This window comes from Prochlorococcus sp. MIT 1327, assembly GCF_047304785.1.
GTDB lineage: Bacteria > Cyanobacteriota > Cyanobacteriia > PCC-6307 > Cyanobiaceae > Prochlorococcus > Prochlorococcus marinus_D.
On the sequence record NZ_CP138972.1, the window covers coordinates 2385172 to 2405987 of the forward strand.

Here is a 20816-nt window from a genome sequence, read left to right on the forward strand (position 1 = left end):
CAGCTATACAAAAAAGATCCGCAAGACAAGGCCTGATCGAAGGTGCGTTCTCACTAATGCACCCAATCAACACGAATCCCCTTGCGGCTATTCAGGAATCGATCGATCGCCATTGCTGCAATACAACCATCTGATGCGGCCACTACTGCCTGCTTAAACGGGGTGTTCCGAATATCACCAATAGCCCATACCCCGTCCACTGTTGTGGCCATGAAGTCATCGACCACAACGCCACCATCCTCTTTAAAAGCCACCTGATCACCTAAGAAATCAGTGATTGGCTTAGAGCCACTCATGTAAACAAACACACCTTCAACGGCCAAGTCCTGCTCTGTCTCCTGAGTCCGATTTTTCAACTTAATGCCAGTCACGCCAGCATCATCTCCCTCGATCAACATCAATCTTGTGCGGCTCCAGTGTTGAACATTGGGCTGAGTCATCAACGCTTGCGCGTGCGCGTCATCTTCCTTGGGGTCACTCGTGGTAAGCCAATGCACTGTCGAGGCGAACTTGGTCAGCACCTGTCCTTCCTCAACAGCCTCTTTGTTTGCCCCAACAACAGCTACCTCACGTCCTTTATAGAAAGCACCATCACAGGTAGCGCAATAGCTCACGCCGCGGCCAAGGTACTCTGCCTCTCCCTTAAATGATGCGGGGCGCCCCAAAGCGCCAGTCGCTACAACCAGCGCCCTTGCCTTAAAAGTCCCTTCCGGGGTATACACCGTTTTCCACTCACCATTTACGTCCACACCAAAAACCTGGGCACGGCGATAATCACTGCCGAAAGAAACGGCCTGCTCACGCATCAAAGCCAGCAGCGCTTCGCCACTCATCTCACTGGAAACGCCCGGATAATTAGCGATCTGATGAGTGATAGCCAAGGCGCCTACATCAGGATTCTTATCAAGGATGACTGTCTTCAAATCGGCACGCGATGTGTAAAGCGCGCAGCTGCAACCAGCTGGGCCACCACCCACGATCACCACATCGGCTTCGATTGTTTCCAAGGGGCAAAGGTCTCCAGCAGGGTGTCAAAGCTGCTCTGAACAGCTCATCAGCTTCAGATCAGGATGCGCCGTTCTGACAACAATCCCAAAAGCCACCCCAACCCTACTGAGTTCAACAGGTGATCTGTCTTAAAAGAAATGCCTTTTCTTTGGGCAATGCGATACCCCATCACTGGATTGGGAGCTTGCAAGTCGATAGACCCTCAAGCGCTTCGCGATACCCTCCCCTTACTCATTTCCCCAGCTTGGTCGATGAGAATCGGCACAAACACACCGAGATGACAACTGATGAGCACTCCACCCAACGATCGTCACACAGCTACGCGAATTGAGATCTCACTTCAGGAGGAGGTCTTGGGTTGCCTCGATGACTATTGCGATGTTTACGCTATAGACAGGAGCATGGCCATCGGACATCTGCTGCAGGGCGCCCTGCATAGTGCTCTACCTGACCCTGATTGGTTAAAAGAAGACAAGCCACTCACTGCAAACGCCTCAGCCAACAGCGGGGATTCAGCATCGAGAACTAGCCCAGCAGAAACAAGTACAGCAACACCAATGGCTCCCCGCAATGAAGCACTCGCCGCCAATCCACTCATACAAAAGCGACACAACACTCAAGCCTGAACAGGCACAAGCTCTCGATTCCAGCCATGCAAGCCAAAAAGGAGCGCTGAAATTAAAACCCTTGGCATACGACAGTCATGGCTTTCACGATGGCGCAATACATATCGAAGTTCTCCAAAACACAAAACACCATCTGAACCGCTGCTTTGATCTAAAGCCACTAGACGGCTCCCATGGTTAACGGCTTGCAAAGCCTGCTCCATGCCACCCAGCCAACCAATTTGTGGCTGGCCCTAATTCTGCTGACTGTGTTGGCTTTGTTGCTGAGCTTGGGGCGCAGGCTCGAGCCTGCCCTGCGACTGGAGCGGCTAGGCCTGCCTATTGCCCTATTGGCCGGCACAGCTGGCCTGCTGCTGGGGCCCTATGGCCCCCTACCCCTGCTACCACTGAGCGTAACGGACATCTGGACTAAAGTTCCAACAGCGTTGCTTACCTTGGTCTTTGCCACCTTGATGCTCGGGCGTCCCCTCCCGAAAGGTCAAGGCTTATGGGAGCCTGTGGCATCCCAGGCCATGCTGGGAATGATGCTCGGTTTTGGTCAATACCTCGTGGGGGGACTAGCGGTCCTACTGGTGTTGATTCCCCTGCTGGGGGTTGATCCGCTCATGGGCTGCCTGATTGAAGTGGGTTTTGAGGGCGGCCATGGGGCAGCGGCCGTTATGGGTGAAAGCTTTCGCGAACTCGGCTTCCCTGGTGGCCAAGATCTTGGCCTGGCAATGGCAACAGTGGGCCTACTCACATCAACCCTTCTGGGCAGTGTCCTGGTGATTTTCGGCCGTTGGCGTGGATGGGTTGCCCCCCATGGCCCCACAGAAATCGGAGACACAGGAGCTGTTGAAGAAGAAACGAGTTTTGGCCAACAACTTCGCCTGCTGGCCGTCAATCTTGGCCTGGCTGGAGCCGCTGTGGCTTGCGGCGTGTTGATGCTCGAAGGGTTGCGCTTATTGGGCCCTTGGCTGGGGGAGTTCTACCGGCAAGTCATTCACGTCTTCCCAGTCTTTCCTCTTGCACTAGGGGGTTCACTACTGATCCGACTCGCCCTGGAAGTCTCAGGCAAAACTCAATGGGTATCACAGTTATTGCAACGTGAAATCGGCATCCTGGCCACCGACCTGCTGATCACCACCGCAATGGCAAGCCTGAATCTGCCACTGCTACGAAACGACTGGCTTCCGCTAACTGTGTTGTCTGTGACAGGGCTGGCCTGGAATCTATTGATCATGCTCTTTGTGGCCAGGTTCACACTGCGCGAGGAATGGTTCGAGCGCTCGATCACCGAGTTCGGACAGGCCACTGGAGTAGCTGCGAGTGGCCTTTTGCTGCTACGACTGGCCGATCCCCGCAACCTAACAAAAACCTTACCTGTGTTTTCGATCAAACAATTGATTCTGCAACCAATTCTCTCTGGTGGGGTGATCACCGTTGTTGCCCCTCTAGCAGTGACTCGATTGGGACTGCTTGGCTGGACAGAACTTTGCGGCATTCTTACTGTTATATGTATTGGATTAGCGGTAATCATCAACATCACCTCATCATCAGAATCAGCAGAAGCTGCGTGAATAGTGACGACAGACCAATGCACATTTGCTAGCAATGTTTTGACGAAATCTGCTTATTGCCGCACCCTGATGATCGGCAATCCAATGGATTAGAGATTCATCGCTGCCAAGAAAGCACTCTCTCAACGAATCACAAGGCTATCGGCATGAAGACGTAGAAAAACATCTATAACAAAAACACGATCTGGGAATATAGCAAATGCCTCCAACCCAGAGAAGTCATATCTTCAGAATAATGAATTGACAACCGCAAGGAGCATTACTGCCAACTATTAAAGATGGAACTTGAGAATAAAATAATCATGATTCTGGAATTACCTAAAGCAATCAAATGCGATCCGAGACAGCCTTGGAGAATTAACTTTCCAATAAAATGACTTTTCATGAAAATAAAGTAATCATATTTTCTGGCAATGCATAGAAAAGAACCAATGGCCATTCACTGGCCAGAAAAACATTTAAGCTTCAAGGGGAGAAAGAAATGGCAATAAAAAAACACTTATCAAATCACACAACAAGCCGTAACTAGACCAGCCGCGATAAGTAGCAAGAGTCACCTTAAACCGTAGAAATATTACGTTAGGCTGGCAACTTGAATACAGCCATTATTTAACTCCAATGAGATATTAATAGACGACAGATAGTTCTACGATGCAAGCCAATGCAGAAGATTCAGTCTTCAGTTCTGCGATCTCTACTACTTGGGATACTCATCCCAATTGCCGCTTGTCTTTACCTGATCCTGCCCTTGGCTGCTGATGCCACTTATCCAAGCATGTTGGAAAACGATCAGGGTGGAGCTGATCCATCGATGTTAGAGACTAGGAAGAACCTAGATGCTCTCAGCGAAAAGTATCCATTTCTCGACACAGTTGAGGATGGCAAACCCTTAACAGCGGAATTTGTAAAGTATGATCTTGCCGGCTATGATTTAAGCGAGGCTGATCTACGTGGATCGACATTCAGTGTAACGACTCTGAAGAATGCCAATCTCCACGGTACAAACTTAGAGGATGTATTGGCTTACGCCACTCGTTTTGACAATGCCGACCTTTCAGAAAGTATCCTACGCAACGCGAATCTAAGGAAGAGTGAATTCGCTGGTGCTTTAATTGATGGGGCTGACTTCACTAACGCCTTGCTTGACAGGCAAGAACAGAAAGCTCTCTGCGCAAGAGCTACAGGCAAGAATTCAAAAACTGGCGTAGATACATATACCAGCCTTGAGTGCTCTGGAATCTCAGAAAGGGTTATTCCGGCCGGCAGATAGATGGATGACTGGAACAATCAATAATCAAAACAAATAGCCCTCAAGTATGCTAACTGGAAAAGACTTAAAATAAAATGATAGCTTACCTTCTATTCATCAAGAATAAGTGGTGACCAGGCAAGACATGTATCAAATAGAGAGCTAATAATGAGGCTGGTCAGCCTGAGAGGCAATACTAGCTTGACCTACATCTTCCATGTTCATGAAGAGATTTTTTCTCTAAGATTTTGCATTACTATCGCAAACCAAAGACCACCTCAGACAGCAATTATTCATTGATAGAGGGCAGCATTAATAGAGGAGTGGACAACATCTTCTCTTGTATCAATCGATCTATAATTATGTCTACACGCTGCCAAAGCAGGATCGATTGAATTCGCGCATTTATCAATAGATCACAGCCTTAATCTCTGCAGTAATAACTGTATTGTGAGTTAAGAATTAGTTGATGTCTTAGAAAGATATATTAGGACTCACAACATAAGGGCATCGATTCTGCTCTGGTTATCGACCCACATCAGCCTGGTCAAGATCGGGATATGACCATCGCAGGAGCTTTTCAAAAAAGTTGCCCCTTTCATCCAACTCAATCAAACGCCCACCAGGTTCATCTTCTCGACCCAGAAGGCATGGTTGTACAGCCTTAAAACTGCAAAGAGTGGAAGGGCAGCCAAGCACCAACACATCCTTACGCCCAGGCAATCCCCCTTGCCAGTGCTGATGGATATGACCACATACCACAGCGCATAACTCGTCTACAGGAGTGAGTAGCTTGATCAACGCCTCACCATCCACTAGACCAATGGCATCCAACCAGGAAGAGCCAATCGGCAAAGGTGGATGATGCACCGCCACCACTAATGGCCTGCCAGATTGCTGAAAATCTGATAAGCGCGCATCGAGCCATTGCAGTTGTGATTCACCAAGTTGACCTGCTGTTCGACCTGAGACATGGCTACTAAGAAGAATGAGACGAACACCATCCACATTCAAATCTGCTGGGGCTGTAAAGGCATGGCGTCCAAGAGCCGCCTTGATGAACAAAGGGTTGTCATGGTTGCCAGGAAGAACAGCAACCTTTATTGATGGAGAAAGATTCTGCAATTCATGACGCAATAAAACATACCCACACCAGGTTTCGTCATGGCAAAGATCACCAGTAATCAAAAGCAGATCCGGGGAATGAGACGCTCCATGTTGCAATGCACACTGAAAATTCAACAGAGGATTTTGACCTCGCACCAATCGTTGATTAAAGGCAACAAGATGAGGATCACTAAGCTGTACTAAGCGCATTTATTGTGGAGCGGATCTTCGCAGCGGTTTTGTCATGGAGGCTATCTCCCTTGTTCAAGCATGAGAAAAACCAGAAGCTGGTTTCTGCCTACTCGTAAATAGCTTAGGTAAAATACTTGCAGCAACTATCAGGGAGAAAGCAAGGTTTTAATGAAGGTTTTTGGAATTCTAAATCAACAGGGATGACCTAGCTAGCATTAGCTTTCTGGCAATACAATCATCATTTAATGAGCTGGAGTGTATCGGGCAACTGATGGTGGCCTTACCTTAAGGAGATGCTGCCAGATATGCCTGCAAGCATCGTAGGCAAGGATCACTAGAGTGACGTTAATGGCCACGAGCTGGATCAGAAACAGACGGAGCGGACCATGCAGGTATCGCCAATAGAAGATGCCAAAGGTGCGGCCTGTCACATAGCTACCTCTCACCATCAAGCGCATCAGGCTCTTCAGGCTTGAAAGCAAAGCGAAGTCAACTACAAGCGTCATGACCACCTTTGACATAAAGACCATGCCAAGGAGGACGATCAGGGCTGTTGAAATTTGAGTGAAGTGAATCATGAGCAGTTACCTCACATTCATCTTATTCCAGAACGGATGCGCAAGAGAAAATAAACCAGTTAGGTGGATCATCAGTGGCCGTGGACTGCTGTGTAGCCTCAATCGCTTTCCAATGACTCCTTGCCTGCTTTTTATTGAGCTGACAAGGGCTTATTGACAGTTCGAGGCCAAGACTGATTGAGTAGAAAATCAAGGCTTTGTCAGTGAACACTTGAACATCAACAAAGTGTTTCTTCTGATCTCTAAATCAAAGCCGAATCACATGGCGAAGGGCTCAGTGCTTTCATACTAATATCAAAGCCATACTCTGTCTAATGCAATCATCACCTTGCATTAGCATTCTTCCTAAAGTTTATGTTAAAATACGTATCAAGGTAGTGCCTGAAAAATCTGACCAAAGTTCCTTCAAAGGCACTCTAGGCTGCAAAAGTCACTTCGAAGAATAATTTAATATAGCAATGGAACGCACTAACAAGCTTTTAGGCAAGTCGGATCATCTCTTGGCTCTGAAGGCAAATGATCCATGGGAGAAATTACTTATGGGGGCAATAGTTAGCAGGAAGAATATGAAAGAAGCTAAGCATTTCCGGAGACTCTCTCTCCATTCGGCGCTTGATAAATCTTCTTTAAAATCTCATCATTATCAATAGTAAGTATCAAATTCATTCAACCATTGGGAATATGAAAAGATCTACGATGATCAGCCTCTTCTTTTGCTAGCTGTTTGAGCTCTACATCAAACTCAACCTCTGATTCGATCCGAATGCACCACTGAAATAATTCCCGTTCAGCTCGGAGAAAGTCGTCTTGGCCTTCAAGCATCAATACACTAATAAAGCTCATATCGGTGATAATTAAAAAGATCGCAAAAAATTATTCAAGACGAAGAAGCGTCGGCTCATGTTGATTGACCTCTAAAATATACTCCATCTTCAATAATGCTATGAGTTAAAGCGTGAAATGTCTATTCCATGAATCAAGATTGCTTGATCATGAAGGCATGATTAATTTCTGCTGCTGCCTTGCGACCGTCTCTAATTGACTCATGAATGCTACTGGAGCCTCTAATGATATCTCCGCCGGCGAATACATTGACGTGACCCTGAACCTGTAGCGTGTCTAAGTCAACCAAGGCATCAACGTCAACCAAAAGGCTTGTACTTAGATGCTCCCTTAATTGAGCCTCAATACGCTGTTGTTCCAAACCTGCCATGATCACCTGATGAGAAGAACTACAGAGTTTAGAGAAAGCTGAAGGATCTATTCTGGAGTGAATCTCAATTCCAAGTTCTTGCATTTCATTTAAACGCTTAGCCTGAGATTTCGATTGAAGTTCAGACTGCTCGTCAATCAGATAAACCTTCTTGGCACCGTTTTGAATTGCCAACTTTGAGATATCCATAGCAAGGTAGGTAGCGCCAACTATTGTCAAGGTCTTCCCTCTAACAATAGTTGGCTCCTGAGTAAATTGGTCTAAAAACTTCAACCCATGAATCAAATCAAAATCGTGATCGACATCTTTAGTCTGAATTTGCTTCTCTCCTAGACCACAGGCTAAAAAGAGTGCATCATATTGAAGCCTAAGCTCAGCAATTGTAATGTCTTCTCCTAAAGATTGACCAAAATAAATCCTAATAGAAGGTAATAATAGGTTTGATATTTCACGATGTAATACTGACATAGGAATCCTTGATGCTAGAGCAATCGATGTCAACGTCCCTCCAGCTTCGCTTTTCTTCTCGTAAATGTCTATTTGGTAGCCCAAACGCGCCAAATAATGTGCACATGTTAGACCAGCAGGGCCAGCCCCAACAATAGAAATTCGCTTACCATTATCCGGAGCTACCTCTGGTATGTAGTTGGGGACTTTCTCGCATACATAGCGATTTAATGACTTAATGGGAATAGAAGCGTCAGGACATAACGATTGCGAACATGACGAGCCACAAAAATCGTCTGATTGAGAAAGGTAAGAGGTTGTTTCTGAAAATGGATTAACGGCACGTAAGGACTGGGCAGCACCTAGCCAATTGCCGGCTTCGACAAGACGAGCGATATGGGCTTGATGAGTACTGTCTGGACCCGCCCGAACGCAGCGCGGAGACAAACAAGATCGGGGCTCTAATTCCACAGTTTTTATCTTCTGTTGGTCACGACACAAATCCGCAGAATGTTGTTTTTGAGATAGAGAGGCTTTAGCAAAATGCACATAATTTTTAGGATAATGCTTTAATGGTAGATATTGAGGTTGACGAAGATCCTTTAAAATGGCATTCACTGCACTTATTGCGGACACTGTCACAGACACTACGCCGATCCCTTGACTGGTGGAATCGCCTACACAATAAAGTCCTTGCCAATCACTGCGAGCGGCCAGCCGACTCATATAGCTTTGGCTCATATTCACCTGTGGACCACCAATAGAGCCATGACTTTTAAGGGTATAGCGCTGAATCGTCTGTGGGGTAGCTATTTCCTGAACCAAGATATGTTTTTTAAGTTCTGGGAAATAATTCTTTTCTAAGTAATCAATAATTGCGGATGCTTTTTTCTGCTTTTGATCTCGATATGTACGGTTATGATATTTATCCTTACCATCGGTTGGCAGTGTGATCTCTGGAGTAGATTCCGGTAGAAATATACAGAGTGTATGGGTCCCTGGCGGAGAAGCTTCAGGATCCAACATCGACGTGACGTAGACTGTCAGATAACTTGAAGAGCCATTGTCATTAAAGGGCAGGATTTGTGTAGGCTTAATCGTCGGGGGGACAGCTTCTGCTTTAACACCAAGATAAACACCAAATACACTATAACTTGGCCTAAATTTCCTTGCCCACTTTCTTTTTCTGCGGGAGATATGCTGCGAATCGATCAACTTACCATAGAGATTCCAGACGGTTGTGTTTGAGATTACTGTATGAGATTTAATCTTAAGGCCATTTTCAAGCTGACAGCCAATCGCCTTCCCATTCTTAATTAAGATCTTGTCAATGCGATTACGATATAATATTTTTCCACCATATTTATGAATAGCTTTTTCTAGCTTATTCGCCAAAGTCTGTGGTGAGCCTTGAGCATAATAGCAACCACCTGTGTAAGATTCCACGTGGATCATTGGGCCGGCGATGGCAGGTGTCTGATCCAATCCACAAGTGGTCATATTTTGATTTAAAAGCGTAAATAGTTTGAGAATCTGCGGATCACGTGTGAAGCGTCGAAATAGTTGCTCTTGAGTTGAAAGCAGATAATTAAGCAACCTTCCCAAATAAAAAGGTCGCGTAAACATCAAATTGATGCCATGTTGCGGTGGCGTTTCCGCTGGCGCAAAAAACTGACCACCATAGCTATCCAATGACTCATGATAAAAAGATTCAAATTCACTTAGTAATGCCTTGATTTCTTCTGATTGGTGTGGAAAACAAGAACACATTTCTGCCCAAAATCTTTCACGTTGTGTATACATAGAAACTTTGGTTTGCTGATCTAGATGGATAGTGAAGGTTTCATCCATCGGCACAAGAGTAATGTCTTCCTCCAACTCATTCATCACAAATTGATGTGGGTTGTAGCCTTTTTCTCCAAACCCAAAAAAGAGAGAAGCTCCTACATCAAATGTAAACCCTTGACGGCGAAAGATACTCGCGCATCCACCAGGGAGATAATGCTGCTCTACCACCAAAACTCTGTAACCACGCTTAGCCAGAAGTGCCGCTGCTGTTAGTCCACCAATCCCAGCGCCAACTACCAAGACATCATAAGAGGGCAACAAAATATCGCGGTCAAGCACGTGCATTAGCTAAGGGATACACAAGCCAAGTAAATTATCTCACTATTTCATGAAACATTCAGTCTACAAGCGCAAAACGTTGCATGAAGCTTGCAGGCAACAGATGAATTAAGTAAAAACACTCTAATAAAATTACTTCTTACTGCGCACTATAAAAAGCATGAGAAGCAAATTAAGGACTTTATTTTATTCTAACTTCAGAAGTTGAGATCCTAATCAACCCTAAAGAAGGCGGATTTTTAGCGACTAATGGATGAGAAAATGTATTGATGCGAACATCTTCCAAGACTGAGAGAGTAGACTAAATATGCAAGAACGTTGATTTCAATTTCTCAGCAATAGTTTACTTCATATATGCTTGCAGCCAGAAACATATTGGCCTCGCAAAGGGTTCAGGAGTGATCGCTAAAAATCGAGCAAAGAGTTTAAAGAAAGTTGCACGCTTATGAATAACAGTAACTACAATTCAGCATCTGCTGCTTGCTCTACTATTCTTGAGCTTCTTCAATATGTAGAAGACAATAAAGATATTGTGCTATTAAATAGTTCTTGATCAGGCTAAATTGTCCATCCAATCTCAGCCCAACAAATCCTAGCTTTCAGAAAACGTCAACAAGACACTGGCTGGGGTTATGCATTGTCATCGGTTTGGATTCCTCTTGTCCAGATATATTACGTCATATCCAGAAGATCTATCACCCCAATAATTTATGGGATTGCAGGAACAGCACTTATATGCATAATCATTGGAGCATATATGAATACTTTCGGAGTCTCAGGCCAAGGGCCTTCCTCAGAACAATGGAATTAGCAATGCCAGGAATTTGATAGAGATTACTTAAAATGCCTACTCATCTTCTGCAAACATTTAAAGCCAAGAATATATCCTTTCTGGGATACCCTTCTTCGTCTAACATTCAACAGACTCTAGATTTATCACCGGAATTGACTGGCCAATTTTAATCACATTTTCTAGTTCTAAGTTGGTTCGGCTCTGTTCTTTTCTCTAAGCTCTCTATGCACTGGAACTCATTAAGAAAGACACCTACGTGGACCTCTTGAGAATGCTAAGTACCTTTGGTATTCGTAGACTCTAACAAGAGAATAGCGAGTCACGAGTCCACAACCTATGCAGAGCCAAAATTTTGATTGCAGGATATGCGCAATCTTGCAAGCAGAAATCGGTTGAGTCGAATGAAATCAAGGTTGTAAGGATCTAGCTCAAGCACTTTGGTGTTGGATACTTTTAATGCATTGCTGCACTAGATCAACGACCGATAACGAGTTGTCCAGTGCATTGACCTATTGACCCAGGTTGAGAGAGCTGTCTTTATGTAATGGAGATAAGTCGCAGGCTTTCTGCACCGACGGCTCTTCTCTTTGATCATTAGGGGGATTTACCATCATGACTTTCGCCCGATTGAGTCAAGTCGAGATCTTGCACGGGAGATTTGCAATGGCGAGCCTGGCATCACTTGTGGTAATTGAAGTCATCAAGTTGCAATTAACCTCCTCCTAGCAATGCCCGCAGAGTTATTTTAGCGTTGTCCCATCTGGACAAGAAGACCAAGCCCAACCGATGCGTTGATCAAGCGATAAGTGAATGTGACTGGATTCATTCGCAGTGGATCTACATGAACGCAACCAACTCTAAGGTTTTGAACGCAAACCAAATCCACACAAGGAGTATCACTGGTAGGCCTAATTGATGGGTCTAATCGCCCTAGACAGAAGTGCCGCACAAGAATATTCAGCAACACTTGCGATTGAGCAGCTACCAGAGGCTCTGGCTGAGCTGGGAGATTACCCTTTTAACTGGCTTTGCGCTCACATAAATCCTCAACTGGGCTGTATGACTCCACAGCTTGTAGCCCTCTACTACCTCCAACTTCAATCAAACTCTTTGCAATTTTGCAGATACTTGCCAACGCACTTATGAAGGAGAGGAGCAACGAGCAACTCAGATTCGAGATATGTAAGTAAACCTTTGCAATATTTCACTCAATACATGTGAACAAAAGTCAAGTTACTAGCAGACATGAATCATGGTGTTGATCTTCCACATTAGTGATCAGCTTTTGCAAGCACTTCATCGCACAACTAAATTAGTAGAGCAATCTATCCACATTCAGATTTTGAATCCAATTTAAATGAGTGGTTAACAAAAGTAGCGGCCATTGCAATTCACATTTGAGCCACTTGCAAAGTCATGGCATAAGACAAAAGATTGCTCTATGCATAAAAAAACCGACCCACTCTAGAAGGGGGGTCGGTTTTTAATGTCTTTTAGTGATTAAGCGAAGCTTCTGAGGATTGGCACCTGGGGCCATTTGTCAAGGTGTGTGGCTGTAAAACTCGTTTAAGGGCACCTAGAACGATGCAGAAGAGTATCGACTGGTTTGACGCACAAATAGACATTGTCGCACCAGACGATTAGCCCACGATTTTTTGAGACTGTTGGAGCAGGGGCCAGAAGTCAGCTTGCTTCTGCTGCGTACTCAGGTGGCGTGTCGTCCAATTAGGCGCCTCCGTGTTCGATGTACATAATTTGGCCTTGTCAGCCATTGATGGCAATCAGTCTTAATGCTGATTGCAGGCAGCTCTGATCCGGAGGAAAATTAAATATTTGGGCTTTTAAGCACTGGTTGATCTCTAGATCAGCATCAAGCGCTATGAGAACCAACCTCTGAGCAAAGAGGTTCCTCTTGAAAACGGCCGTTCCCTTAATCTCTTTTCTGGATCTAGAGGAAGAGATGCCGAGGAAGCGCCGCAAACTCAGCAAGGACATGGAAGCCGAGATCGCAGCGGCTCAAAGAAAGGTGGAGCTGGTGATGGCAATGATCTACGACATCGCCGATGAAGAGACTCAGGGCGAATATTTATCCGGCTTTGAGCAGATCAACGCCGCAGCCTCTCACCTCTCAGAGAGCTATGTCTTGAAGGGCTTCTGCGAGGAAACAGAGGGGACCCTGGCCCTCTACAGGGGTCTACTGGAACGTTTTGAGCAGGAGTATGAGCTCTAGGCCTTTTCCACTTCAACTACTGGCATCTGCGCAGGCCGACCGAACTGAGCTGGTTGATCAGTTTTGACGGTCTGTGAACTGGTCAACTCCATCCCATATCCCTTTCAGGCTGAATTCTGACCTGGAGTGATCCATTCACCAAGAAATGGAGAATGCAGAAAAACAGAGGCAGAAAGAACACTCACTCAGCCAGGCAGCTGAAGTTCATAGGCAGAAAGAAACTTAATGCTTGTTGGCTTCTACTCAATACTTAGCACGTCCGACAGATGAATAGTCGCAAACATATGTCATTGGCGTATGCACATCAAAACAAGAAGAACCTCTTCTGGTTTATCGTTGCCACCTTAAACTACACCAAACAAAAGAGTTACTTAAAAGAATTCAACCTCGGTAAGACCAAATCTCTACAGAAGCAGTCGAAGCAAAAAGTGCCATTGTAGATAAAGGACGCTTGAGCTCAGGGCGTTGCTCGTCTTGAATGAACACAAATACCATCAACAGCAAGGGTGCAATGAATGCTGCAGCGGCTACTAACCCAACGATCTGAGTCGGCCTAATGAATGGGACCTTGACTAAGGGGTCACCACATTGGCCGCAGACCATAACCCCATCCGCCCGTTGCTGATGAATCTGGTAGCGAATTGAGCAGAAAGGGCAATGGTATCTAGTCATCTGAATCTGAATCTGAATCTGAATCTGAATCCACTCGAACCTGAAACTCAATCCCCACGCACACGCCAATCGCTATGAGCAAAAGCCCTAACCAGACACTGAGCGGGGGGAAAGTCAATGCTTTTCTCATGCATACTAAGCCGCACCATACCCCGCTCAATACATTTTCCCAGCAGCCACGCCCATAGAGACCATCAAAAAGGAGTGTTTACTGGAATGATGCTTTAAACCGGCCTAGTCTGACGCTATTCAGATCGCCGCCCGAACAGATGCCCAAAAGAATCTTGGCGTTGAGGGCTTCCGAACCGGGAGTCTTGGTTGACTAACAAAACCATTATTAGACTTGCTTGACTCTGATCGTGTTCATCAAGCATGAGAAGAAGCCCTGATCAACTTGTTCACGTGTAGTCGCTGGCAAGACTTGCCTATACTCATTGAAGAATGCAAGTAAAAAATAAATCGATATTTGATGATGTAAACTTTGCTTTTGCAATGCTCACCTATACCTCTATTGCCAAGAGCTAGATACGTTTTAGATAGGACATGAGGGGAACGGTGACAATAAATATATACGCTCACTATAAATTGAGCAAAAAGATTACGTCTTGAAGTTTTTTTGATTTTCAGGAGAAACTATTGCGAAAGTGATTTGATTAATGCATGAATAATAAAACAAGAAGATCACCTGCCATTTGAAAGTTTATCCACAAAAGTGTACAGATCGGAAAAGATATTTGAAAGAGCTGAAATGTTCTTAAATCCCAGCCATTCCGTCACTTCCAAGGCACAAAATCAAAGCAAAAGCCTGATCTGGTGCAGCAGCCTTACTGCCAACCTCAATTAGCACACTCTCGAGCTCGGCCTACTGATTCATTGCACTGCCTAAACATAGTGAATAAGCATTAATAACAATCAGAGCTTCCAGCAAGACGCTTCTGCGGAGAATCTCATTTTAAAGGTTACCCAGCATCAAAAAGCTAAAATAACACTTGAAAAGTCTTTAGACACACTTAAACAAAAAGAGAAAGCTATCAAAAAAACAACATCAGCGTTGGCATGACAACAAAATAGGAGCAGAGAAAGAGCAAAGGCTGCTCATCATTCAGATGAGCAGCGTACTGGCCTCCCTTTGTGTCTAGATCTGCTGACTGTATCCAGCCCAAGATAAGGAACGCAGCTAGATTCTTATCAATAAATAGCGCACCATGTACACCACTACAGCAACTGTTCTTCCTGCAAGCTATACAGATCTGACTGGGTTTACAAAGGAGGAGCTGGCTGCTGAATACAAAGATAAGATCATGGCAATACTTAGCAATCAACATTCTGAACTCGAATACCTGAATTTCGGATATCAACTCAATCAAGTCGTCGAGGAAGCTCAAGAACGTGGTATCTCTGAAAATGAGCTTAAGGTTGCCTCAGAACTGCTCAAAGTTGTCTAAAGAATTACGATCACGCTTAAGCAAAGGCTATAAAAGTGAGATTATCCAAAACATTCGAGTTGTGTTTAGGCCCTGTCACTATATTTTTAATCTTACCAAATTTGGCTGAAGCTGCGATCAAGAATTAGTCAATCATCTAGATGCATTGACAATGCCGATATCTAAGTTGATTACCTAAGTGGGACTTCATTGACATAAGATCTAATGCATATAAGACATGCCTAAAAAATTCAATTATATTTCATCCCAGGCATAACACTTTATTTGAATGTCACATTGAGAACTGCGCGATCTACCAATTAAGCAACAAGGCAAAGACCATCATCAGTTATTCTTCAGTTGGCTTTAAAAAGTCTCTTGCCAAGCGTAAGAAGATTATAATGTCAATGATTTGGATAATTGAATAGGGCGATTAGTAGCATCATCTAACTCCATAATTGTTTTGAGATTAACGATCTGCGGCAAATGGGATGGCCAAAGCCTTACTTTGTGGCCAGAGAAATTAACGATTAATATTTTTTTTAAAAAACCAAGAGGAATGAAGCGATCTTTACTATTGTTAATTCGCCAATAAAGTCTAACAGTGCTAATTAGCAAAAGCATCACATGCCAGTAAAGTTCTATCCCCAAAGCATGCAGATATTGATTCATCTCATGACCGGATTCAATCAGAAACATTCAAACAATTCACTTTAGTCTTGCCTTGAAAAAGATCTCATGAGTGTCTTCTTAAAGAGTAAGCGTGAGCTTCTTATTAACACCATCCCAACACCAAAGAGAACAACAGCCATTCAAGAATAGTCTCAAGGGCATCTTGCTTGCATCATTCAAATAAGCTCCGCCTAAAGTCGGACCAATCTTGCTTTTGTCGACACGAAACTAGCATCAGCGGGAATCTGTTGATCTGAACAGCTCAGAGGCCTCGCTCATCCAAATCCAGACAGGTGATTCAGATCTATCAGAAGGTGCGCTTCAACACATAAAAAGTCAGGGGTAGTTTGCTTATCCCCCAGCAGCAATGTGCCTTAAAATGCATATAATTGTAATTATTTATATATAATATCGTGTCCCAAGCTACGCTGAATGAAAGTTTCTCGCTGTTTTTATTCTTGTGACGCAGGTCTGTACCGTAGATAATTTCCACAATGGTTGTCCCTGCAGGTTCCATCTTTATAGCGAGGGGTGCTGCATAATTTCAGACAAACTGAGAGGCAATGTTGTATGGGAAAAATATTTGCACAATGTATTTGAAAGGTTTATTGATAAAGATAGTGTTGTCATTGAAGGGGGATGCCATGTTGGCTCCCATACATTAAAGCTTGCATTTCTTGCACAGCATGTGCATGCATTTGAACCACTACCAAGTAGTTTTTCGTTGCTTTCCAAAAATGCTGAGATAAATGGATTTCAGAACATCACTCTTCATCAGAAGGCACTTTCAAATGTAAGTTCAATAGCTCATTATGGCTGGTCTACTGCTCAAAATCCAGGGGCATCTGGGCTAGCTAATAATCCTATGGGTCTGCCAGAATGGCATGACCCAAACGCAAAAAAAATAGAGGTTGAAACTACTACGATTGATAGTCTTGGCCTTAAAAGGCTGGATTTTATAAAATTAGATATTGAGGGCTATGAGCCCTTAGCGATTAAAGGGGGATTAACAGCGATAGCTGAATTTCAGCCAGTTATCACAATGGAGGTCTGGTCAGACCATGCAGGGACACTGGATATCAATCATCCAAAAAAGATTTTCGCAGAATTGCTTGATCTTGGCTATCTCTATGGGCAAATAGGCTCTACACCTGATTTCCTATTTATCCATAAATCCCGAATCTAGGTTGACAGAAAGTATCAATAAAAGATTTTGATTCGCTTCAGGCACAATTCATTTCGCGCATTCGCTCCCATGCCAGGTAAGTAATTTTCTACTTGGTTGCGCTACTGATCGTTGCTTCTTGCGTCCAGGGCTTCCCTAGCTCTTTGGGTTGTTACCTAGCTATCTCCTCAAATGCTTCGATATGGCTTGTCTGATGGATGTTGAATTGAACGCCATAATTTAATTCTTATAAGGCATTGGCAACTCGCACTCTGCCCCTTTCTCGGCTTGCTGCTCCAATTCTTACGGCTTAATAGCTTTGGTTGTTGTCTCTGAGTGGAGAAACCGCTTAAGAGGGCCTAATAAATGTAAAAAGACCACCAAAAGCCTACTGCCTAAAAAGCGCTGAAAAGCATTGTAAGGTTAGGCTGATAGGAGATACTATGCTGAACTGAAGTACAAAGCTTCTTCCATAAAGGTCTGTTGATTTCGGGAGTAAATTCAAATCAGAACCTACCTTTAGCAGAGACTTTAGTGGTTGTGGTGATGCATTGAGGCGCCAGTGACTTCTCTGGCGCCTCAATGCAAGCAAGACGCACTTTGATTGCTCAAGATGCTTCAAAAACATTGAGTGTGTCGCCATCCTCAACAGAGAGCACTTCTACTGTGTTTAAAGGGTCTGAAGAGAGAGCGACGAGGATGATAAGGAGTACCTTGCCAATAATCGATGAAGAGCTTATAAGCATCTCTTGCTAGCTAAAATTTGGCAAAGCAGGATTCTTCTAATTCTAAATTCTCCTTGTCTAAGTGAAATTAAAAGGTTATTCCTCAGGATAGGCGTTAAATGCTTAAATCTCCCATCCCAAATCTGATGGCCCATAAAAGTCAATACGGACAAATCCAAGTTTATTTCTTTGAATATAAATAGTGGGTTAATGACTCCTCATCGATTCATAGAACCCCTTTCTTTGGCTTATCCTTAAATGGTTGCGCGCCAATATTGGGCGGTACATTTTTACTCTTCTCAGAAACAACTGCATTTCCCATGCCTCCCATTACTCCTTTGATCCAATTAATGAATCTTGCCAATGGCGCCTCTGAATCGTGCTTTTGATCAGTCATCATAAATTCCCGGCTTATTCAATACTACATGATCACCCGCACAAATGCAAAATCTGCTGAAGGATTCCTTATTCAATTAATTACTGAATTCAAAAAATGTTTATTTACTGCTATTGATAGCGCAAGTTCCCTTCAGCCAATTCTTCTGATCATTATGAGTCAATCATAGGGCAGCCAACTCTAGCAAGAGACTGATTCCTGGAGCATAGACTTCATTCATCTCACCTGCCAAAACCCTCATTTTAGTGAACAACTTTTTAGCCTAGAGCAAGATCAATTGCCTTAAAGAAGGAGTGCTAAAAAACCTATCCTTAGCTTCACTGAGATATAGAGAATCCAAAAGATAAGCTTAAGTCTATTAATAATAGGCTTATCTCTAAACTAGTCCAATACGAAGAGAGCAACGAATACTCTTGCCGCCAAGAGGGCGTTCGGTATCCAAGCACCCACAATAACTTGCATCTGTATGTCTAATTAGGCCATAGAATAGACATCATTCCCATTCTTGCGCCCATCTCTAAAACGATAGATGTAGATTTTGAACCATTGATATTTTACGGGAACCGGCTTGCCGAGCCGCCTGCCTTTGATTAACTATCAATAGTGAGATAGTTGGGGGATTTAATAGTAGAAAAATCTTGGTATTGGCTGAGTAAACAACAGACTTTAAATCAAGACATGACGACATAAACTGATGCTAATCGAGGTAATAAATCTAGCATTTGACACATCTAAAAACAATTGAGTTCATGAATTAATCTAGTCAAAAAAGAATATAAGAACATTAATCAGGCCGCACAATCTATCTGGTCTAGGATAAGCAGAAAGAAATCTTTGTATGAACATCAGCACAGGCATGACTTGGTAGCAGTGATCAAATACTTACTAGCCCAGCTGTAATATTGTCGAAATTGGCCTGACAAGCACCTGAGATCCTGCTAACTGAGAAAATACCAGCTTCCCAAGCAAGTTGAATGATCACCTTCTTTTTGAGACTAGTCAAATGACTGACGCAAAGAAATAAAAACGCCCACACCTCCTCCCACCCAGAACACTCTGCCTACTCTGAGGGCATGCAAAAAATCTCTTGGATCCATTGAAAGACAACAGCATCTTGAGACTCATTGAGCAATTCCAGTTATCCCCACATCCCGAGGGAGGCTGGTACCGGGAAGTCATCCGAAGTGATCTAACAGTAAAACGAAGTGATGGTCATCAACGCAATGCCATCACAGGGATCTTTTTTCTCTTAGGCAAGGATGATAAAAGTTGTTGGCATTGCGTTGATGGTGCAGATGAAATCTGGATTCACCTTCAGGGAGCACCGCTCTCTCTTTGGCGACTAGATCCAATTAGCAATGAAATTGTCAGATTGACTCTGGATGCAGCACAGCCAATGCAGATGATCCCCGCAGGATGTTGGCAAGCTGCTTGCAGCCAAGGTGCCTATACCTTGGTGAGCTGCTGTGTTGGTCCAGGTTTTGACTTCGAAGACTTCAAGATGCTTCGAAACATCCCCAAGCAATGCTGGCCAGAGGAAGCCCTTCGTGAGCTGATTTGATGCCGCCGTATTCACCTAAGCGCCGATGCCTGAAGGCTAAAAATTAAGCGGTAATTCCACTTATGGGCGTCTCTCTAGCACCTCCAAGGTTTGCGTGTTGGAAGCGCAGCTGAAGGTTTACCACCGCCACATCACCCAGCATTTAAAAATTGGATAAGCGCAAAGCTAATCTATGAGGCAGAGTTGCTTGATCTTTAAGCATCTCTAACCGCACAGCTCTTCCGTGACAAAAAAGCCTTGGTTTACCGCAAACATCCATGCCCCAGGAACAGGACTAGCCTTGGCCCTGCTCGCCCTAACCCAAGTTCCAGTTGCCAATGAGGCAATTCTCAGGGTTTACTGCATTATTGAGATGCACAGTTACAAGCAATACGATCTCCCCAGGGCGACTCGCTTTTGCAACGGTGGCTAAAGGTTCGGGATCCCCTTGTTCCATTCCACCATTGTTGCCTAGGGGAAACTATGTGGAGCTCTTGCGCTCTTTAAGAAGGGCTTCTGGAGTGAACGACCACTCGGGCTGCTGAGCTTTGAATGTTTTGGCCTTGAATCCGAATGTGATGCCATTGATGTTGACCAGACCTTTGAACTCATAGAAGTTTTTCTGAGCACTAACGATGAGGTACTTGTTGTCCCTGCAAGGTGCTCTGCCTTGTTCGTCTCTCACTCTTGTAACTTCAGCATCTTCTCCAAATTCTTGCTCAGCGCAGTAGGTGATGAACTTCGTGGTTGGCGTAGGGTCCATCAGCAAACTGTAGCCACATGTTGTGTCTGTCATTCAAGCTTTATGTTCAACACCACGCAATCGGAATAGGAGGGTTCACGACGAGCCCTTCAGGTGTTGCAGAAAAGCTAGATAACTTCCAAGAAAAATTAACACCCCCGAAGGATGAGTTGAACATAAGTAACTGCAATAAATGTGAACCGCCATCGACCAAGAGCTTAATACTAAACTTTATCGAAGTCAGCATTGAGCACCAATAATAAATGATTTTGAGAGTTTTGAAAGACTGAGATTGGTCACCACAATCTGCAAAACAATCCTCAATCCCTGAGCCTTTCAATACCTCCCAC

General features: G+C 44.3%; 15 protein-coding genes. 8 read left to right on the forward strand and 7 right to left on the reverse strand.

Annotated features, from left to right (window positions below; all coding sequences use genetic code 11):
- Nucleotides 1-53 precede the first annotated feature (53 nt).
- Nucleotides 54-1007: an NAD(P)/FAD-dependent oxidoreductase gene (locus tag SIB80_RS12035; protein WP_063419479.1), complete on the reverse strand. Its 954-nt coding sequence runs from the start codon at nt 1005-1007 to the stop codon at nt 54-56.
- Nucleotides 1008-1295: 288 nt separating this feature from the next.
- Between SIB80_RS12035 and SIB80_RS12040 the strand changes: the two genes are divergently transcribed.
- Nucleotides 1296-1634, forward strand: coding sequence for a hypothetical protein (locus SIB80_RS12040; protein WP_011130919.1), 339 nt, complete (start codon nt 1296-1298; stop codon nt 1632-1634).
- Here the strand turns inward: SIB80_RS12040 and SIB80_RS12045 are convergent.
- Nucleotides 1625-1837 carry a hypothetical protein gene (locus SIB80_RS12045; RefSeq protein ID WP_169189789.1) on the reverse strand — a complete coding sequence of 71 codons (213 nt, stop codon included), beginning with the start codon at nt 1835-1837 and terminating at the stop codon, nt 1625-1627. The genes SIB80_RS12040 and SIB80_RS12045 overlap by 10 nt on opposite strands.
- Between SIB80_RS12045 and SIB80_RS12050 the strand changes: the two genes are divergently transcribed.
- Entirely contained in the window at nt 1808-3193 is a 1386-nt protein-coding gene (locus SIB80_RS12050; protein ID WP_063419478.1) for a sodium/glutamate symporter, read from the forward strand. The two genes, SIB80_RS12045 and SIB80_RS12050, sit on opposite strands and share 30 nt — an antisense overlap.
- 661 nt (nt 3194-3854) lie before the next feature.
- Nucleotides 3855-4463 (forward strand): pentapeptide repeat-containing protein, encoded by a 609-nt coding sequence (locus SIB80_RS12055; RefSeq protein ID WP_063419477.1) that lies wholly within the window; start codon nt 3855-3857, stop codon nt 4461-4463.
- Between the two features lie 504 nt (nt 4464-4967).
- On the opposite strand, the gene SIB80_RS12060 is transcribed toward SIB80_RS12055, so the two are convergent.
- The 3 genes from SIB80_RS12060 to SIB80_RS12070 form a co-directional block, all read right to left on the reverse strand.
- Nucleotides 4968-5759, reverse strand: a complete 792-nt coding sequence (locus SIB80_RS12060; protein ID WP_063419476.1) for a metallophosphoesterase family protein — start codon at nt 5757-5759, stop codon at nt 4968-4970.
- A gap of 224 nt (nt 5760-5983) precedes the next feature.
- Complete coding sequence (locus SIB80_RS12065) at nt 5984-6262, reverse strand: transthyretin (protein ID WP_413352241.1); 279 nt, start codon at nt 6260-6262, stop codon at nt 5984-5986.
- Nucleotides 6263-7295: 1033 nt separating this feature from the next.
- Nucleotides 7296-10106 (reverse strand): FAD-dependent oxidoreductase, encoded by a 2811-nt coding sequence (locus SIB80_RS12070; protein ID WP_169189790.1) that lies wholly within the window; start codon nt 10104-10106, stop codon nt 7296-7298.
- A gap of 1405 nt (nt 10107-11511) precedes the next feature.
- Here SIB80_RS12070 and SIB80_RS12075 point away from each other — a divergent pair.
- Together SIB80_RS12075 and SIB80_RS12080 are read left to right on the forward strand one after the other, a co-directional pair.
- Entirely contained in the window at nt 11512-11625 is a 114-nt protein-coding gene (locus SIB80_RS12075; protein ID WP_082818441.1) for a chlorophyll a/b-binding protein, read from the forward strand.
- 1234 nt (nt 11626-12859) lie between these two features.
- Nucleotides 12860-13129, forward strand: coding sequence for a hypothetical protein (locus SIB80_RS12080; RefSeq protein ID WP_063419494.1), 270 nt, complete (start codon nt 12860-12862; stop codon nt 13127-13129).
- Nucleotides 13130-13510: 381 nt separating this feature from the next.
- On the opposite strand, the gene SIB80_RS12085 is transcribed toward SIB80_RS12080, so the two are convergent.
- Nucleotides 13511-13801: a hypothetical protein gene (locus SIB80_RS12085; RefSeq protein WP_205909539.1), complete on the reverse strand. Its 291-nt coding sequence runs from the start codon at nt 13799-13801 to the stop codon at nt 13511-13513.
- 1205 nt (nt 13802-15006) lie between these two features.
- Between SIB80_RS12085 and SIB80_RS12090 the strand changes: the two genes are divergently transcribed.
- From SIB80_RS12090 to SIB80_RS12100, 3 genes are all read left to right on the forward strand, one after another.
- Nucleotides 15007-15246 (forward strand): hypothetical protein, encoded by a 240-nt coding sequence (locus tag SIB80_RS12090; RefSeq protein WP_063419470.1) that lies wholly within the window; start codon nt 15007-15009, stop codon nt 15244-15246.
- 1111 nt (nt 15247-16357) lie between these two features.
- Nucleotides 16358-17083 carry an FkbM family methyltransferase gene (locus tag SIB80_RS12095; RefSeq protein ID WP_169246871.1) on the forward strand — a complete coding sequence of 242 codons (726 nt, stop codon included), beginning with the start codon at nt 16358-16360 and terminating at the stop codon, nt 17081-17083.
- A 2188-nt stretch (nt 17084-19271) separates the two neighbouring features.
- The gene (locus SIB80_RS12100; protein WP_063419466.1) at nt 19272-19745 is read left to right on the forward strand and encodes a cupin domain-containing protein; all 474 of its coding nucleotides are present in this window, start codon (nt 19272-19274) and stop codon (nt 19743-19745) included.
- 460 nt (nt 19746-20205) lie between these two features.
- Here SIB80_RS12100 and SIB80_RS12105 read toward each other — a convergent pair whose 3' ends face one another.
- Complete coding sequence (locus SIB80_RS12105) at nt 20206-20520, reverse strand: hypothetical protein (protein WP_063419465.1); 315 nt, start codon at nt 20518-20520, stop codon at nt 20206-20208.
- Nucleotides 20521-20816 lie beyond the last annotated feature (296 nt).

Bases quoted from the DNA above. Each gene is read 5' to 3' on its own strand.
- SIB80_RS12040 (WP_011130919.1), top strand. From the start codon at position 1,296: ATGAGCACTCCACCCAACGATCGTCACACAGCTACGCGAATTGAGATC.
- SIB80_RS12050 (WP_063419478.1), top strand. From the start codon at position 1,808: ATGGTTAACGGCTTGCAAAGCCTGCTCCATGCCACCCAGCCAACCAAT.
- SIB80_RS12045 (WP_169189789.1), bottom strand. From the start codon at position 1,837: ATGGAGCAGGCTTTGCAAGCCGTTAACCATGGGAGCCGTCTAGTGGCT.
- SIB80_RS12055 (WP_063419477.1), top strand. From the start codon at position 3,855: ATGCAGAAGATTCAGTCTTCAGTTCTGCGATCTCTACTACTTGGGATA.
- SIB80_RS12060 (WP_063419476.1), bottom strand. From the start codon at position 5,759: ATGCGCTTAGTACAGCTTAGTGATCCTCATCTTGTTGCCTTTAATCAA.
- SIB80_RS12065 (WP_413352241.1), bottom strand. From the start codon at position 6,262: ATGTCAAAGGTGGTCATGACGCTTGTAGTTGACTTCGCTTTGCTTTCA.
- SIB80_RS12075 (WP_082818441.1), top strand. From the start codon at position 11,512: ATGACTTTCGCCCGATTGAGTCAAGTCGAGATCTTGCACGGGAGATTT.
- SIB80_RS12080 (WP_063419494.1), top strand. From the start codon at position 12,860: ATGCCGAGGAAGCGCCGCAAACTCAGCAAGGACATGGAAGCCGAGATC.
- SIB80_RS12085 (WP_205909539.1), bottom strand. From the start codon at position 13,801: ATGACTAGATACCATTGCCCTTTCTGCTCAATTCGCTACCAGATTCAT.
- SIB80_RS12090 (WP_063419470.1), top strand. From the start codon at position 15,007: ATGTACACCACTACAGCAACTGTTCTTCCTGCAAGCTATACAGATCTG.
- SIB80_RS12105 (WP_063419465.1), bottom strand. From the start codon at position 20,520: ATGACAGACACAACATGTGGCTACAGTTTGCTGATGGACCCTACGCCA.